Origin of the sequence: Syntrophothermus sp. (assembly GCF_013314835.1) — a bacterium.
In the GTDB taxonomy this organism is placed as follows: domain Bacteria; phylum Bacillota; class Syntrophomonadia; order Syntrophomonadales; family Syntrophothermaceae; genus Syntrophothermus; species Syntrophothermus lipocalidus.
In genome coordinates this window covers 1-15,120 of sequence record NZ_JABUEX010000024.1, presented here as the reverse complement: position 1 = coordinate 15,120, position 15,120 = coordinate 1, and the positions used below count along the sequence as shown (strand labels likewise).

General features: G+C 51.9%; 15 protein-coding genes. 10 read left to right on the top strand and 5 right to left on the bottom strand.

What is annotated here, in order from left to right:
- Nucleotides 1-19: 19 nt before the first annotated feature.
- From HPY90_RS08760 to HPY90_RS08740, 5 genes are all read right to left on the bottom strand, one after another.
- The gene (locus tag HPY90_RS08760; RefSeq protein WP_287193707.1) at nucleotides 20-1,468 is read right to left on the bottom strand and encodes an HlyD family secretion protein; all 1,449 of its coding nucleotides are present in this window, start codon (nucleotides 1,466-1,468) and stop codon (nucleotides 20-22) included.
- A 103-nt stretch (nucleotides 1,469-1,571) separates the two neighbouring features.
- Nucleotides 1,572-2,657 (bottom strand): TolC family protein, encoded by a 1,086-nt coding sequence (locus tag HPY90_RS08755; RefSeq protein WP_287193772.1) that lies wholly within the window; start codon nucleotides 2,655-2,657, stop codon nucleotides 1,572-1,574.
- A 13-nt stretch (nucleotides 2,658-2,670) separates the two neighbouring features.
- On the bottom strand, nucleotides 2,671-3,210 hold the full coding sequence (locus tag HPY90_RS08750; RefSeq protein ID WP_287193704.1) for a PepSY-associated TM helix domain-containing protein: 540 nt from the start codon (nucleotides 3,208-3,210) through the stop codon (nucleotides 2,671-2,673).
- Between the two features lie 226 nt (nucleotides 3,211-3,436).
- Nucleotides 3,437-5,206 carry an ATP-binding protein gene (locus HPY90_RS08745; protein ID WP_287193703.1) on the bottom strand — a complete coding sequence of 590 codons (1,770 nt, stop codon included), beginning with the start codon at nucleotides 5,204-5,206 and terminating at the stop codon, nucleotides 3,437-3,439.
- The gene (locus HPY90_RS08740) at nucleotides 5,207-5,893 is read right to left on the bottom strand and encodes a response regulator transcription factor (protein ID WP_287193700.1); all 687 of its coding nucleotides are present in this window, start codon (nucleotides 5,891-5,893) and stop codon (nucleotides 5,207-5,209) included. It abuts the gene before it with no gap.
- 724 nt (nucleotides 5,894-6,617) lie between these two features.
- Between HPY90_RS08740 and HPY90_RS08735 the strand changes: the two genes are divergently transcribed.
- From HPY90_RS08735 to HPY90_RS08690, 10 genes are all read left to right on the top strand, one after another.
- Nucleotides 6,618-7,589: a CoA transferase subunit A gene (locus HPY90_RS08735; RefSeq protein ID WP_287193698.1), complete on the top strand. Its 972-nt coding sequence runs from the start codon at nucleotides 6,618-6,620 to the stop codon at nucleotides 7,587-7,589.
- Nucleotides 7,590-8,402, top strand: coding sequence for a CoA-transferase subunit beta (locus tag HPY90_RS08730; protein WP_287193695.1), 813 nt, complete (start codon nucleotides 7,590-7,592; stop codon nucleotides 8,400-8,402). It begins immediately after the preceding gene.
- A gap of 147 nt (nucleotides 8,403-8,549) precedes the next feature.
- A complete protein-coding gene (gene spoIIR / locus HPY90_RS08725; RefSeq protein ID WP_287193693.1) occupies nucleotides 8,550-9,128 on the top strand; it encodes a stage II sporulation protein R in 579 nt (192 codons plus the stop codon).
- 296 nt (nucleotides 9,129-9,424) lie between these two features.
- A complete protein-coding gene (ispE, locus tag HPY90_RS08720; protein WP_287193690.1) occupies nucleotides 9,425-10,339 on the top strand; it encodes a 4-(cytidine 5'-diphospho)-2-C-methyl-D-erythritol kinase in 915 nt (304 codons plus the stop codon).
- Nucleotides 10,296-10,988 (top strand): GntR family transcriptional regulator, encoded by a 693-nt coding sequence (locus HPY90_RS08715; protein ID WP_013174306.1) that lies wholly within the window; start codon nucleotides 10,296-10,298, stop codon nucleotides 10,986-10,988. The genes ispE and HPY90_RS08715 overlap by 44 nt, the downstream gene beginning before the upstream one ends.
- 16 nt (nucleotides 10,989-11,004) lie before the next feature.
- Nucleotides 11,005-11,778: a nucleotidyltransferase family protein gene (locus HPY90_RS08710; protein WP_013174307.1), complete on the top strand. Its 774-nt coding sequence runs from the start codon at nucleotides 11,005-11,007 to the stop codon at nucleotides 11,776-11,778.
- A gap of 17 nt (nucleotides 11,779-11,795) precedes the next feature.
- A complete protein-coding gene (glmU, locus tag HPY90_RS08705) occupies nucleotides 11,796-13,184 on the top strand; it encodes a bifunctional UDP-N-acetylglucosamine diphosphorylase/glucosamine-1-phosphate N-acetyltransferase GlmU (protein ID WP_502707201.1) in 1,389 nt (462 codons plus the stop codon).
- A gap of 19 nt (nucleotides 13,185-13,203) precedes the next feature.
- A complete protein-coding gene (locus tag HPY90_RS08700; RefSeq protein ID WP_013174309.1) occupies nucleotides 13,204-14,154 on the top strand; it encodes a ribose-phosphate diphosphokinase in 951 nt (316 codons plus the stop codon).
- Between the two features lie 69 nt (nucleotides 14,155-14,223).
- Nucleotides 14,224-14,799, top strand: a complete 576-nt coding sequence (gene pth / locus HPY90_RS08695; RefSeq protein ID WP_287193683.1) for an aminoacyl-tRNA hydrolase — start codon at nucleotides 14,224-14,226, stop codon at nucleotides 14,797-14,799.
- 55 nt (nucleotides 14,800-14,854) lie between these two features.
- Nucleotides 14,855-15,019 carry a hypothetical protein gene (locus HPY90_RS08690; protein ID WP_287193681.1) on the top strand — a complete coding sequence of 55 codons (165 nt, stop codon included), beginning with the start codon at nucleotides 14,855-14,857 and terminating at the stop codon, nucleotides 15,017-15,019.
- Nucleotides 15,020-15,120 lie beyond the last annotated feature (101 nt).

Here is a 15,120-nt window from a genome sequence, read left to right as displayed (position 1 = left end):
GTCATCTCCCCCTTCTGCCCTAGTGCATGAACGGGCCGCCGGGGAAGGCTGGCCCAGCGTTGTTCCGGGTGGACGATCTGGTGCTGGTCGAACTGGTGGAGGTAGCCGTCGAGTTGACCTTGCTGGTTATAACTACCTCGCCTTCTTTCAACCCGGACTTGATCTCGATACTCACGTCATCTGACAGGCCCGTTTCCACCCATTTGAGGGCCTCTTTGCCGTCGACCAGTACAACTATGGGTTTTCGATTCGAGGCCTGGTTCGTGGCCCGGCCGGAAAAATTCGAGGTTTCTTTGGTTTGGGACCGGGCCTGGGACGAGCTGGACCTGACGTCAGTCCCAGTCTTTGAAAGCGACCGGTTGGATGCCAGGTAGGTCTCTCCATAGTCGAGGGCGGACTGGGGCACAGCCAGGACGTTTTTGGCCTCGCCAACGATTATGGTGATGGACGCCGGCATCCCGGCTCTCAAATCCCGGTAATCGTCGATGCTGATGACCGCGTCATAGACCTGCACGTTGTTGGAGGTAGTGGCCAGCGGGGAAAGGGACAACAGCTTGCCCGAAAATTCCCGATCGGGATAGGCGTTGACTGTGAACGTTACTTTCTGCCCTACTTTGACTTTGCTGATGTCGGCTTCGTTTACCTGGGCCGCCAGTTGGAGTTCGGTAGACGAGACGGTGATGCTGAACTGGGAAGAGCTGGCTTCGGAGGAGGTCCCGGCCGCAGTCCACTGCCCGGTATTGCCGGTGATGGCGGCGACGAAACCGTCAAACGGGGCGATCATGACGCAGTTGTTCAAGTTGTTTTGGGCTTGAGAAACCTGAGCTTCGGCTGATTTTACCTGGGCGGCAGCTACTTCGATGTCTCCTTTGTCTTTGGTGAGTTCCAGGTTGCTGAGGGCGTTCTGGTACTGGGACAGAGCCGATTGGTAGCTGGCGCGGGCCGAATCTAACTCCGACTGAGAAATTACTCCGGCTTCGAACAAAGGCTCGGACCTTTCGAATTCTGCCTTGGCTATATCGAGACTACTCTTGCTTTGGTCTACCTGGGCCTGAGCCTGGGCTACCTTATGAGGGTAGGTGGAAACAAGTCGGTTGTAGCTGGCCCGGGCATTGTCGAGACTGGCCTGGGCTTGTTCAAGGGCGGTTTCGAGGTCCTCGCTCCTTTCTACAGCCAGGACCTGCCCGGCCTTGACGGTGTCCCCGACTTTGACCTTACATTCTTGAACATAACCCTGGGATTTGAAGGTCAGGGTCACGCTCTGGACCGGTTCAACCTGACCTGAGGCGGTTGCAGTTTGAACGATGTCGGCATAACTTGCCTGGTAGGTTATGTACCCGGTGTCTTTAGACCCGGCCCCAATAAGTTTCCAACCCGCGATTCCGACCAGCAATACGGCTATCGCTACCGCGGCCAGCTTAGTTTTCTTTGATAGCCGCGACCAAACGCCGGTTAATTTTTTCAACATGCGTTTCTCTCCTCTCTCCAACCTGTAACGGGTTACGTTTCGTCAAAGAACATAGAGCCCAACGAAAGGAAGTTATTTTCATTTCTTAATTCTGCATTCTCAATTAACTTCCACTATACGCCCAGGGGGTGGCGAAGGCTTTGGCTAGGACCGCGTGCTGGCATTTGGCCTCGAGCAGGGATTGGTAGGCTTTAGCCGCTTCGGCTTCTGCCTGGGCTACTTCCATGCGGCTGGCGGCTCCGTACTTGAGTTTAAGCTGGGTCCACTCCAGGTTCTGCTGGGCGGTTTGGGACTGGCTGAGCAGGTTTTGGTAGTTCTTCTCAAGCTGGGTTATGCTGCTGTAGAGTGAGCGTACCTGCTGCTCGAGCTGGTTCTTGGCTGAGACCAGGTTCTGCTCGGCCATAGGGATCGACAGTTGTTGGGCTTTGTATGAATTGTATTCAGCATTACTGAAGCTGTATATGTCCAGGGCTATCTGGGCCTGGTTGACGGAGAGCTGGGCCCGTTTTACGGTCGGGCTTTCATCCAGGGCTCGGGATACTTCGGCCTCGATGCTGGTGATTTCGACTGGGTCGTATGCGGGTTCGTCTGTGAGCACGGGACGGGCCGAAGACGACAGGCCTATCAGTTGGTCGAGCTTCAGATACGCGTCTTCCAAATTTTGCTTAGCGGTCTCCAGTTGGGCCTGCGCGGCTTGACACGAATTTTCTTGCTGTTTCACTTCCAAGAGGCTGGCTTTGCCGAACTGGTGCTTGAGAACGGCAGCTCTCTTCTGGTAGTCGGCATAAGCGTAACTCTTTTCGGCTGCCGTTAGAGCTGCCTGGGCTTGAAGCACGTTGAAATATGCCTGATATACTTGGATGGTTACCGAATCTTTTTGGGACGCGAACTCCTTTTTCGCTACCTGCCAGTTGAGGTCTTTCTGAACCAGGTTGTTGAAGGCTTTTTCGGTCTCGGCGTCCGCCTGCCCGGTCGGGGTGTAGCTGACAGCCGTGGCCGCTGCTTCCCGTTCGTACTCCGCCTGTTCCAAAGAAAGCTCTTTGGTCTTGAGCGAAGGACTGTAGGACAAGGCCATTTCAACCGCCTGCTCGAGGGTCAGGGATTGAGTTTGGTCCGCTGCCCTGGCCGCGGGACAAATAGACAGCATGCCGAACAGTACGGTTAAGGCGATTACCAGGGATTTTCGCATGCCATTCACCTCTTTATTCCCCTTTTGCACGATTAGGGGAGTCCTCATTTACGTTCGAGCCGGGTGCATCCGCGCCATTGTCAGGTGTCGTGGCATCCCCGGCTAGAGCTTCGGGGATTTCGTGCCGCGCATCGCCGTTTTTCAATCGTGCTTTTTCTTTTGGCCGTTTAAGCACCTTATAAGCGAGAATAAGCCCGGTTATGGTCACCAGTATGAAACCGATGGCAACCACATCTAAGAGCAGCGAGAAATCATAATTGCCGGCCCGTCCTTTGTGCAGGGCCCTAATCACTGCCAGAGTACCCAGATCTCGGCCGCCCGCGTACGGCCCGCCGGAGCCGGCTCTTCCTCCTTGCAATCCTGGGCCTTCCCATCCTGGCGTGCCTAATTGGGTGCTTTCATTCAAACCGAGGCTTGCATCGAACCCCGCTCTAGGCGGACCTTGACCAGACCAGTGAGCGTTGGCCAGGATGAGGCCGGTTATCGACTGCAGTAAAAGAAATGCGGCTACGATGACCCCTGTCCAGAGGTGTAGTTTACGAATAGTCTTCAAAATTACCCACTCCTCTTGTCAAAAGACTTGGTATTCTGTTTCTACCATAACCAATATCTGTTACTATTTTGTGAACAAACTCTAACAAAAATAAAAACACCGATTAGATATGAATTCTAAGAATCGGTGCTTGCCCATCACTTGAAAAAACGGTTCTATCTCTATCAAGTAAGCGGAGACTATCTTTTCCACCCGGCAACTTAAGGAACAGGCTCTTCGGGCGAAATCAGTTTTCCGCAGGTACTGCCGGGATGGAAAAAAAGAAGGTCGATCCTTGCCCGGGCTGGCTATGAACCCCGACTTTTCCGCCGTGAGCCTCTACTATTTGTTTAACGATTGCCAGGCCTAGCCCGGTCCCACCCAGGCTGCGGGAACGAGATTTCTCCACCCGGTGAAACCTATCCCATATATATGGCAGGTCTTCCTCGGGGATCCCCGGACCTTCGTCGCTAACTTCGATTTGAACCAATCCGTTGTCTGAACCGGCCTTGACGGTCACCGTTTTGCCGGGAGGAGAGTAACGGATGGCATTTTCTACCAGGTTAGTTAACACCTGCTCCATGCGGTCTTCGTTAGCCAGCATCAGCGGCAAGCTCTGTGAAATGTCGACTTTTACCCAGATCTGGTGTTGCTCGAGTTGCGGCCCCAGCTTGAAAAGGACGCGGCTCACCAGCTCGCTAACTTCGATTGGATGGAGTTCCCATACGATCTTACCCGCTTCCATCTGGGCCAGGTCTAACAGTTCGCGGATTAACCGGGTTAAACGGACTGTTTCTTGGTGGATCACCTTTAGGTAGTGTCTTTGGGCCTCGGGGCCGCTGATGGTGCCGTCTAATATGGCTTCTATAAATCCCCGGATCGAGGTCAGGGGGGTGCGCAGTTCGTGCGAGACGTTGGCTACCAAGTCACGGCGCCAGACCTCGAGGTTTTTGATATCGGTTATGTCCTGGAGCACGCCTACGGCACCGCTTATTTTGCCTGCGCCATTGGTCAAAGGAGCAACATGGATCAGGACACAAGTTTTCCCGCCGTTCAGATCCAACTCGGCCGAGCGGGGTTCTCCTGAATCAGTCACGCTCGCAAAAACCTCAGGTATTCCCGAAAACGGCAATTCGGAGAGCGGGCGGTTAATGATGTCTTCCGGCTTCACGGCTAAGGTTCTGGAGATGGCGGTATTGGCGAGGATAACTTGACCTTGTCCGTCCACAGCCAACACCCCTTCTGCCATGTGAGCGAGAATGCTTTCAATCTTGCTCTTTTCTCGGAAAAGAGCGGTTACGGTGGCATCTAAAGACTCTGCCAGGTAATTGAAATCCTGGGCCAGTTGGCCTACTTCGTCACTGGTGGTAACTTCGATTCGCTGGTCAAAGTTACCTTTGGCCATTTCGCGGGTTATCCGGCTCATTTGGCTGAGAGGGCGGGATATGGAGCGAGAGAGCCACGTTCCTACCAGGGCTGAGAGCACCACGGCTGCTGCTGCCGCGTAAAGGATGAGGGACCGGATGGCGTTGATGGTAGCAGTTAAACCCGCGATCGGTGCGGCTATGGCCAGGGCTCCTGCCACCTGGTCTTGCGCATACACCGGAACTGTAACCGAAAGCACGGCTTCCTGAAAACGCTTGTGGTACCCGCGAGAACTGATGGTCTCCCCGTTGAGGATGCGCTCGGCCTCCCCGGCTGTCAGCCAAAGGGGCGGGTGAAGCGGAACACCGGCGCTTGCCAGTTGCAGGTTTTCTTTATCGACTAACAGCACGCGGGCATTCAGAAAATGGCCGAGGGTAACCAGCATGGGATCTATCCGTTGTTCTGTGTTACCTTCGAGGTACGCGGATACCAGTAGCGCTAATTCCTGCCCTTTTCGTTCGAGCTCATGCTGTTTGGATGTGTAAAAATAGTTGGCTAATAGTTGAGAAGTAGCGAACCCGACCGCTATCAAGGTTACCAGGGTTATAGCGAGGTAAGAAGCCATCAACTTGGTAAAGAGGTTTGCACGCATCTATTCTGCCACCTCAAACTTGTAACCTCGTCCCCATACTGTTCTTATGTACCGCTGCTTGACCCCTGATTCCAGCTTTTCTCTTAGCCGTTTGATATGGGTGTCTACTGTGCGGGGGTCCCCCAGGTAATCGTAATCCCACACGTAGGAAAGCAGTTGCTCTCTGCTATACACCTTCCCAGGATGGCTGGCGAGAAACCACAGTAATTCGAACTCTTTGGGGGTAAGGGAAACTCTGCGACCGTCAACCTCAACCAGGTGACTATCGTAATTCACAGTCAGGCCTGGATAGAACAAAACCCTGTTTCCATCTTGATTAGCTAAAGAGGTACGGCGCAGCACGGCTTTGACCCGTGCGACCAGCTCGATGGGGCTGAATGGTTTGCAAACGTAGTCGTCGGCTCCCAAATCCAGCCCCAATACCCGGTCGGACTCCTCTCCTTTGGCGGTGAGCATGATAATGGGAGCATTGCTCATCGCGCGAATCTCCCGGCACACCGTCCAGCCATCCTTTTTCGGCAGCATGATGTCGAGAATTACGAGGTCCGGGTTACTCGACCGGAATTTGCTGAGAGCTTCTTCTCCGTCCCAGGCCGCTTCGACGGCATACCCTTCTTTCTCTAAATACAATCTCAGTAGTTCTTGAACCAGCTCTTCATCTTCTACGACGAGAATGGTGGAAGCCATAGGTTAGCCTCCTTTGCTTAACACCGTTTTGACTTTGATTTATCTGGACATTAACCTGCAACCATTTTCTGCAAACCATGGTCTTTCTGGTTAGCTTCATTATATCCCAAACTCTTTACAGTTTTGTGACGACACCAAATCATTATGTTTTGTTCTAGACTAGGAGGATTTTGACGAAAGAGATCGAATATATAACCTTGGCCTGTCAAGGCATGCATGAATATGCCTCATGTCTTGACACAAGAAGTTACCAGTTTATGGAAGAGAGAGACCGGGTTTTCCTGGGGTCAAAAGTGCAGCTCACGAAGGATCTGCTCCTGTGTTTCTCTTCAAACCTTTCAGGTAAGAGGTAAATAAGGGGGAAGATCTTATGAGCTTCGAACTTAACCTTAAGCTGTTCGATACCGGAGTAGTATCGTAATTGCCCAGCGCGGAAGAAAGATAGCGCCCCTGTGGTGAAGGCGCAGGGCCCCGCGATCAGACTTCATAAGGTTTGTTTTTGCTCAGCAAGGCTTTTTGTTTCGACTTGCAGCGCCTGGGAATGATGGAAAGACGTAACTGCAAGAGAGATGCAAGTGGGCCTGGACTGGGTTTCTGGAAGCGAAACAGCAGGGCAAAAAAGTCAGTGCCGGGACCGGTAGACAGAGAAATGGCGAGCAGTTGAGGTTATTGTTCGGCTTAAGAGCTGCATTGTTTGATAAATTGAGCAGAGGGAGGGTATCAAATGGGTAGACCAGAAAAAATCAGTCTCCAAGAGGCGGCCAGTTTGATCAAAGACGGCGACCTAGTAGCCTTTAGCGGTTTTACCATCTGGCGCCGTCCGGTAGCCCTGTGTTACGAGTTAGTGAGGCAGGGCAGGAAGAATTTGCATTTGTTCGAGGTTCAAGGTGGCTTCCACAGCGACATGCTAGTTGGGGCCGGGTGTGTCAAAATATGGGAAGGCAGCTGGATGGGGCAGGAAATCCTAGGAAAAGTAGGAGAAAACCTGTCTCGCAAGCAGTGTGCGGGAGAGATCCTCACCGAGGACTTCAGCCACGGTCATGCCGTTGCCCGCATAGTGGCAGGGTCTCTTGGGCTCCCCTTCTTTCCGACTGCCTTGGCTATGGGGACCGACATCCTCAATCCTAAGTACGATATGCTGGGGAATGCAGGTTTGAGAGACGGTTCCAATCCCAAGATACCGCGCAAGAAGTACGATATCATGAAAGACCCGTTCTATGACATGGGAGAGCTTTTACTGATGCCGGCTGTGAACCCCGATTGGGCCTTGATTTATGCTCCCTACGTCGGCACCGAAGGCACTGTAAGAGTGCTGGCTCAGAGTTACAATGACATGGACGTCATCAAAGCATCCGACAAGGTTATCGTGATCTGCGAAGAAATAGTGCCTGATGAATACCTCCGTCGAGAACCCGAAAGGAATGTAGCCTCCGGATATGAGATCGACTATATAGTCGAGTGTCCGTGGGCAGCCCATCCCACCGGTTCCCAGTATTTCTATGATACCGATGCAGAGTTTCTGAGGAATTTCAATAAGGTACGGACTCAAGAAGAGTTTGATAAGTGGGCTGAGCAATGGATATTCAGTTGTGACAGTCATATGGACTACCTGAAGAAACTTGGCGTTGAGCGTTTGGAAAGCTTGAGGGCTGGAGTATTGGGCTATTCTAGACGGGTGAAAAGGGGGAAGAGATAAATGAGCGCTAAGACCGAATACGCAAAGCCAGGCGAATTCAAGCCGATAGATCTTTTAGCTGCTGCGGCGGCTAGAGAAGTAAAGGATGGGGACGTGGTGTTTGCCGGTACGGGGCTGCCGATGTTGGCTATTACCTTGGCTCAGTACGAGCATGCGCCAAACGCGGTTTGCATATACGAAGCCGGGAGCATAGGCGGACGACCCATTGACATTCCGACGTCAGTAGGAGATGCTCGTTGTTGTTACCAGGCGTCAAAGGCCGCAGGATTGTTCGAGGCATTTTATGGACAGTTGCATTCCGGGTATGTAGATCTGGGCTTTTTGGGTGGAGCCGAGATCGATAAATACGGGAACGTAAACACCACGGTCGTCGGCGATTACGCTCGTCCTAAGAAGAGATTCAGCGGAAGCGGCGGCAACGCGGACATTAACTCCTTTGCTAGAAGGACCGTATTCATCATGGTTCAGGAAAAGCGCCGGTTTAACGAGCACGTCGACTATATAACCTCGCCCGGCTGGAGGATTCCCAGGTGGCCGAGTGGGGAATTTGTTCATAAGAGAGAAATCTACGGGAAATTCTTCCACGGAGGGCCGGTAGCGGTCATTACGGACATGGCTATATTCCGTTTCGATGAAGAAGGGTTAATGTATTTGGATACAGTGCATCCCGGGTTCAGCGTGGAGGACGTTAAGAACAACGTTTCTTTCGACCTGAATGTATCTAGGGTGAAGGGTGAAACTTTACCTCCAACCTACCATCAATTGGAACTGCTGTATACTAAGGTTGACCCAGAAGGGATATTCTTACCGTAAGTCAGGCTAAAATAAAAAAAGGCCCAAGTATCCCCGGAAACGACCGGGGAATTTTTTTTTGGCTTGATTCGCAAACCTGTAGAACGGGTTTAGATTCGAAGGAGTCTGGTAATACTCAAAGGAAAAGAGGGTAAAGGGGTTTTGAACTTGCACCGCACATTGATAGTACTCTTGCTTTTCGGCACCCTTCTGGGATTGGTGAACATGGAGCAAATGAATCAAATCCAGGTATACAACCAGGTTCTAAGACTGCACGTGATTGCCAACAGCGATTCCCGACAAGACCAAGCCTTGAAGCTGAAAGTCAAAGACAGGATTGTCACTTTGATGCGAAAAGAGCTGAACAACATCCGGGACGTTGAAGAAGCAAGAAACCGGACACGTCAATGTTTGCCTTTGATTCAGAAAACGGCGCAAGCGGAGATAAAAAACCAGGGATACGATTATCCCGTTCGCGTGTTGATGGGAGAGTACGAATTTCCCACCAAGCTCTACGGGGACATGGTATTCCCCCAGGGACGTTATGAAGCTGTAAGGGTAATCATCGGGGAGGGACGAGGACGTAACTGGTGGTGTGTATTGTTCCCACCACTGTGCCTGGTTTCTTCACAGGATCAAGGTTTAACCCTGAATGCGGACTCTCGGGTTGAGGTGAAATTGAAGTTGCGGGAGATCTGGGAAAAAGGGATACGCGTTACGTCCAATAACCAGCCGGGGTCACGATGAACGTACTGCTGGTTCGAGAAAAGACCGGGAAGACGCTCATTCCACCTAGCGATGGCAGCGCTAGAGAACGAAAACCGGGTTGATTCAATCGAATTGATGCTAGTCGGAGTCTTGGAGCGAGCTGGCTAACACTCCTCGGAAATAGACTACTCTCATCTATTTTAATTTTCTAGTGGTGATCCTTTAAGTGTCATGGTGGTCTGTGGCCCGTTTTTGAGGCAGATGGACTGGCGTTTTTTTTTGGGTACAATATAATTGAAGCTGTAGACAAAGCTACGAATGAAGAAGGCAAGACCATGCTCAAAACAGTGACAATAGAAGCACCGGCTAAGATAAACCTCACCCTTGATGTTAAGGGGCGGCGTCCCGACGGGTACCATGAAATCGAAACCGTAATGCACCAGATAGACTTGGTGGACAGAGTATCCCTGCGAGTAAGTTCTGAGGGTATCAAGGTTACTGCCGATTCGCCTGAGCTCCCTTGCGCGGAAGACAACCTGGCTTTCCGGGCAGCTGTAGAGTTTTTTAGGCAAGTTGGTGCTACCGGCGGGGTCGAAGTATTCATCCACAAGAGGATCCCAGTAGGAGCCGGCCTTGCCGGGGGCAGCAGCGATGCGGCTGCTGTTATAAAGGGGCTTAACCGGTTGTATGGGGACAGGCTTACACCGGATGAGATGCTGGGTCTGGGGGCGAAGATAGGCTCCGACGTTCCGTTTTGTATTTTGGGGGGCACAGCTCTTGCCCGAGGGAGGGGAGAGATAGTCACACCGCTGTTCACTGATATGACGCTAGCTTTGGTGCTGGTAAAACCGGATTTTGCGGTCTCGACCAAAGAGGTTTACGAAAGGTTCGACAAAGTGCAGATTTTCGAGCGCCCCGATACAGACGAGGTGATGCGCGGGCTCTTGTGCAAAGACGTAGAAATGATTTGTCGGGGAATGGGGAACGTCCTGGAAGCGGTTACGACTGCATGGTTTCCGGAGGTGGCCCGTATCAAACAGCGGATGAAAGGACTTGGGGCGATAGCGGCTCTGATGTCAGGAAGCGGTCCTAGCGTCTTTGGGGTGTTTCAAGAAGAAGGGGAAGCCAGGGAGGCTTTCGGCCGTTTCAAGCTCGAATACCGAGAGGTATACTTGACGAAGTCTTATAGAAAGGGTGAGGGAAAGGATGCCGGAAAGCAGACTGATTCCTGTGAAACTGGACACGTATAAGCCTTTACGCGAGGTAGTGTTCGAAACCCTCCGGGAAGCTATTATCAACGGGACTCTCAAGCCCGGAGAAAGAATGATGGAGATTCAATTGGCTGAACAACTCGGTGTTTCCCGCACGCCGGTGAGAGAGGCTATAAGGAAGCTGGAACTCGAGGGGTTCGTGGTCATGATCCCTCGCAAAGGGGCATACGTTGCTGGCATTTCTTTAAAGGACATCGCCGATGTTTTTGAGGTTAGGGCAGCCATGGAAGCACTGGCCGCCGGGTTGGCGGCGGAGCGGATTACCGCTGAAGAATTGGAGGAAATGGAAAGGTTGTTGGTACGAATCGGTGAGCATATCGAGGCCAATCGTTTGGAAGAAGTGGTGGAAATGGATACCCTTTTCCATGAGGCTTTGTACAAGGCCAGCCGCAACCTAAAACTAGAACAAATACTTCAAAACCTGCGGGAACAGATACAGCGTTTTCGCAGTACTTCTTTGGCTTTTCCAGGACGGATGAAAGAAGCCTTGGAAGAACACAAGAAGATAGTGGAAGCTATTTCTGACAGGAATACAGCTTTGGCCCAACAGTTGGCTCAGGAACACATAGAGAACGCGGAGAACAGCATGCTGGAGGCATTGCGCAGGAACGGTTTCGACCTCAAGTAAACTGGGGGTGAATCACATGCAGGAATACGATGCAGTGATCCTAGCAGGGGGGGTTAACTCGGCCGAATTAAGAAAGTATGCCCCTTATGACAGTGAAGCGTTGATCGTCATCGGCAGGTATCCCATGGTTTACTACGTTTACCGTGCGGTCCGGGCGTCGCAACGGATAAGAAACATAGTAATAGTTGGGCCGAAACAGTCTCTGCAGGAAATATTTAAGAAGGAAAACAACCTACGTTTTGCTGAACCTGGGCAGGATTCTATAGACAGCTTGGCCAATGGAATCGAAGTGCTGGAGGGGTCCGGGATTACGGACCGAGTACTGGTACTGCCTACGGATATCCCCTTTATCACGGCCGAAGCTATAGATGATTTCATTTCTAGGTGTGAGGGAGAAGAAGCTGATTTTTTTTATTCAATAGTTAACCGAGAGGTGAATGAGAAAAGGTTTCCAGGAGTGAAGCGGACCTACGTGAGGCTGAAAGAAGGTGTTTTCACAGGGGGCAACCTGTTTGTGATAAAGAGCGATAAGATCGCAAGCTGTGTGGCCTTGGCCAAGCAGTTTGTGGCCCGCCGCAAGAACCCGTTCCAGATGGCTCGCCTTTTGGGCTTAGGCCTGGCTTGGAAGTATTTGACTCGCCGTCTTACTATTCCCGATGCCGAAGCCAGATTCTATCGGGTTGTAGGTATTCGAGGGCGGGCTGTAATATCTCCGTTTGCCGAAGTGGGAGTGGATGTGGACAAGCCCAGCGATCTCTGGCTGGCTGAAAGGATATTAGGTGTGGGATAACAGAAGTCGATAACGGGGTGAGGGGATTGGCAGAGATTGCGGTTATTTTGGCCGCGGGTAAAGGCGTAAGGATGAAGTCTAACTTGCCTAAAGTAATGCATAAGGTTGCAGGTCAGCCTATGGTCCTGCATGTGGTAACCGCGGCCCGCAGGGCGGGTTTAAACAGGGCGGTCTTAGTGGTGGGACACGGGCGTGAACAACTGGAGAACGAGCTGGCCGACAGGGGTCTGGAGTTCGTGGTCCAGGACGAGCAGCTAGGAACAGGACATGCTCTGATGCAGGCGGAAAGACTGATTGCCCCTTCCGATACTGTGATGGTGCTGTGCGGGGATACTCCTCTTCTTCGGGCAGAAACTCTCCAGGCCCTGCTCGAACACCATCGGGGCCAAGGGGCAACGGCTACGGTTTTGAGCACGAGGCTATCCGATCCCACCGGGTACGGGAGGATTGTCCGCGACCGTGAAGGGAGGCTGGAACGGATAGTCGAGGAGAAAGATGCTCCGCCCGAAATCAAGGCTATTGATGAAATCAATTCGGGACTTTACTGTTTTCAGGGACAAGCGGTGTTCGAAGCCTTGAAAGAGATAAAACCGGACAATGCGCAGGGAGAATACTACTTGACCGATGTGCTTCCGGTGATGATTAAAAACGGGTTGCAGGTAGAAGTTTTCTTGCATTCTGATGCAGAAGAAGTGCACGGCATAAATGACAGGATCCAGCTGGCTTACGCCGAAAAGGTTTTGAGGCGGAGAAAAAACCAGGAACTGATGAGAAACGGGGTAAGCATGATGGATCCGGACTCCACGTTTATCGACATGCAGGTTGAAGTGGGGCCTGACACCTTAATCTACCCATTCACGTTTATCGAAGGTAACACCCGTATTGGCAGCAACTGCGTCATAGGTCCGGGTACTCACATAATCGATTCGGTGATCGGGGATGGGGTCAGGATAGAGAGGTCCAAGCTGTTGGAGTGCGAAATAGGCGAAGGCTGCAATATAGGACCGTTCGGATATATAAGGCCGGGGACGGTGCTCAAGAGAGGGGTCAAGGTAGGAGATTTTGTGGAGATAAAGAAGTCGGTCATCGACGAAGGCAGCAAAGTTCCACACCTGGCTTATGTGGGAGATGCCCAGGTGGGGAAAAGGGTTAACATAGGGGCCGGAACCATCACCTGTAACTACGATGGAAAAAACAAGTACGTTACGGTTATCGAAGATGACGCTTTTATCGGTAGCAATACTAATCTGGTAGCGCCGGTAAAGATCGGGCGGGGAGCGACAACCGGTGCCGGTTCGACGATAACCAAAGAAGTACCTGCTGAGACTTTGGCGGTGGAGAGGGCCAGACAAAAAAATATTGGCGGGTGGGCAAAGAGGAAAAACCAGGCCCACGACGAAGGATAAGGTGGGAGGGAGGAAAATCATGAATGCTTCCAGATGGAGGATGAAACTCTTTACGGGGACCGCTCATGTTTGTCTGGCCCAAGAGGTAGCCGATTACTTAGGAATCCACGTCGGCGATGCCAAGGTCAAAAGATTCATAGACGGTGAGATCAGCGTAGCCATAGATGAAAGCGTGCGCGGGGTCGACGTTTTTGTACTCCAACCCACTTGTCCCCCTGCTAACGAGAATCTGATGGAGCTTTTGATAATGATCGACGCCTTTCGCCGGGCGTCGGCTGCGCGCATCAATGCCGTTATTCCCTATTACGGGTATGCCCGTCAAGATCGAAAAACCAGAGCTCGGGATCCTATCACTGCCAAGTTGGTGTCGAATCTTATAACCACGGCCGGAGCTGACCGCGTAGTAACGGTTGACCTTCACGCCGGGCAGATCCAGGGGTTTTTTGATATCCCTGTGGATCACCTGCTGGGAGTGCCCACCATCGCAGAGTATTTCAAGAATAAAGGGTTGGGAACGGACGCGGTGGTGCTGTCGCCTGATGTAGGGGGGGTCAGGAGAGCCCGGGACCTGGCCGAACGGTTAGGGGCGACCATCGCTATTATAGATAAAAGGCGACCGGAGCCTAACGTATCGGAGATCATGAACGTTATCGGCGATGTGGCCGGCAAGCAGGTTATCATCATAGACGATATCATAGACACCGGAGGAACCATAGCCAGTGCAGCCAAGGTTATGACTGACATGGGTAGTAAAGAGGTATATGTTTGCTGCACCCATCCGGTCTTTTCGGGGCCAGCCATAGAACGCATGAGGGAGGCTCCGATAAAAGAAATCGTTATCACCAACACCATACCCGTTCCTCCGGAGAAGAAGCTGCCCAATATGGTGATTCTTTCCATGGCTCCCCTTATCGGCGAAGCCATAATACGTATTCACGAAGACCTTTCGGTCAGCAAGCTTTTTGATTGAAGCTCATCGAGGCAGGGCCTTACCGTTTTCTGTTTTTCTAGTATTCTCAGGAGGTTCGGAGGGGGAGCAGTGAAACTGGTAGTCGGGTTGGGGAATCCGGGGAAGGAGTATCAGGGGACCCGCCATAACCTGGGTTTCATGGTGGTGGAAGAACTGGTCCGCCGCCACGGGGTTAAGAGACAGGAATACAAACACAGTTCGGTTATGGCTTGGCTGGAGTGCCATGGAGAAGAGGTGGTGGTAGCCAAGCCTCTTACATATATGAACCGTTCCGGACAAGCGGTAAAACCTTTAGTGTCAGCATTAAAGCTGAATCTGGAAGATGTCTTGGTGATATGCGATGACCTAGATTTGGAAACCGGGCGAATTCGTATTCGCCCCCGTGGGGGTTCGGGAGGCCACCGGGGGTTAGCCTCGGTGATTAGCAGCTTGGGAACCGAAGAGTTCGCCCGCTTGCGAGTGGGTATCGGAAGACCCCCCACGGGAGAAGATGTTATCGACTATGTGCTGGATGGCTTTACGGGGAGCGAGACAGAGACAATGGCCCGGGCCATAGCTCGCGCTGCAGACGCGGTAGAGACGTGGATAGGGCAGGGCATAGAAAAGGCCATGAATACGTATAATTTTTCAGAAAGATGTGAATAACCTTTGCCCCCAGCCTGCCAACCTATAAGCAAACGAGCTTAAGGGGTTGGGTTAGGTGAAGGTGTACTATGTTTGTGAATGTTGTGATAAGGTCTACGCTGAGCTGGAGACCGAAGGTGAAGGTTATACGCAGGTAAACGGGTTATGCGCGGAATGCCTCGAGGAGATAGGCGGCAGGTCCGATTCATTTTCTATCATTAGTCAGTGGTTCTATAACTGAGCCTGAGCCACAGATACACAGCCACAGATGGACACAGATTGGCACGGATTAACACTGATTATTAGATGCAGACTTCAATGACACTTAAAAGTGTCACCACT

Coding starts and splice junctions, on each gene's coding strand:
- HPY90_RS08740 (WP_287193700.1), bottom strand. CDS start 5,893: ATGGCTTCCACCATTCTCGTCGTAGAAGATGAAGAGCTGGTTCAAGAA.
- HPY90_RS08715 (WP_013174306.1), top strand. CDS start 10,296: ATGCCGGAAAGCAGACTGATTCCTGTGAAACTGGACACGTATAAGCCT.
- HPY90_RS08730 (WP_287193695.1), top strand. CDS start 7,590: ATGAGCGCTAAGACCGAATACGCAAAGCCAGGCGAATTCAAGCCGATA.
- HPY90_RS08760 (WP_287193707.1), bottom strand. CDS start 1,468: ATGTTGAAAAAATTAACCGGCGTTTGGTCGCGGCTATCAAAGAAAACT.
- HPY90_RS08735 (WP_287193698.1), top strand. CDS start 6,618: ATGGGTAGACCAGAAAAAATCAGTCTCCAAGAGGCGGCCAGTTTGATC.
- HPY90_RS08710 (WP_013174307.1), top strand. CDS start 11,005: ATGCAGGAATACGATGCAGTGATCCTAGCAGGGGGGGTTAACTCGGCC.
- HPY90_RS08700 (WP_013174309.1), top strand. CDS start 13,204: ATGAATGCTTCCAGATGGAGGATGAAACTCTTTACGGGGACCGCTCAT.
- HPY90_RS08745 (WP_287193703.1), bottom strand. CDS start 5,206: ATGCGTGCAAACCTCTTTACCAAGTTGATGGCTTCTTACCTCGCTATA.
- ispE (WP_287193690.1), top strand. CDS start 9,425: ATGCTCAAAACAGTGACAATAGAAGCACCGGCTAAGATAAACCTCACC.
- HPY90_RS08755 (WP_287193772.1), bottom strand. CDS start 2,657: ATGCGAAAATCCCTGGTAATCGCCTTAACCGTACTGTTCGGCATGCTG.